Below are 1,032 nucleotides of genomic sequence, written 5' to 3'. Positions count from 1 at the left end.
TAGTAAGCCTACTCTCAGTAATACAGTGACTTCTTCTTCCATAAGCATGAAAATCACCACCCCGATCTTAAACCTAACAAATAATTCCATATATGTAGACTCTGTAAATGCAATGAAAGTTGCGTTAATCTGCCCGATAAGCTTAATAAGCTGCCGATGAAATTTCACGGCAACCTCAAAATTCATTAGTAAAATGCGTTCGCTATTTCAATCCAAGAACCTATACCACRTCTCGATTTACGGGACATAAGGGTGAATGGATTCCTAAAAAATGAACCATAAATACGTATTGTTCTGCTACTGTGGAGAACATATCACTTTCATGTTCTCCTTCGGATATCTGTGCAACTTCTTGTCTTTCGAAAAGGACAAGAAGTTGTATCCATAAAAATAAAAACCGCATAAACCGCGGCTTCTTATACATTTATGTTCTTGTCCTCCTACAAAAACTAAACCTGACCTCACGCAAGTTGGGGTATTCGCAGGATGACAAAGAAAGCACGGAGTATCGGGATACATTACGCAAAAAGGCTCTGACCTGTTCCGTTAGAAAGACCGACCTCCACCCCTTAGATAGATGTGACGAAGCTGACGAAGCTTAATCTCTCGTTGGTTAATTGACTAATCAAGATCATATTTTGCAAATGGTAAACTCCTTATTGAACCAACAAAATCCCCATCTGTTTTATTCAATATTTCTCTTTTAATGATTTGAAAAATAATTGACTCCCCCCACTCATCCTTTCCTTTTATCCCATTTGAAGACAACCAGTGTGTGTTTCATCTTTATCTCCTATACTGGGAGCGCTCCTTCAACTATTAGCTCCCCACTCCGTACCGAATCAATGTCCCCATCGTAGTTGATGGCGTCATGTAGCTTTCATAGGCCTCTTCTACACGGTCAATCGGATATATGCCGCTAATTAGCGGCCGAATACAGATGCATTTCTCAGCAAGCAGCCGTATGTATTCCCTTGTGTTACGGCCCTCCGTCCAACGTACATAACCTAATGGATAGTCCATATTTTCCCG

1 pseudogene is annotated in these 1,032 nt (G+C 40.5%); it reads right to left on the bottom strand.

The annotated features are described in order from the left end of the window. Positions 1-819 precede the first annotated feature (819 nt). Positions 820-1,032, bottom strand: a pseudogene (locus AC1DLM_RS35405) (zinc-dependent alcohol dehydrogenase); the annotation flags it as partial.

The organism is Paenibacillus sp. 01T442 (assembly GCF_056398345.1).
Note: the sequence above shows the minus strand (reverse complement) of the source record. Positions and strands in the feature narration are given on the sequence as shown.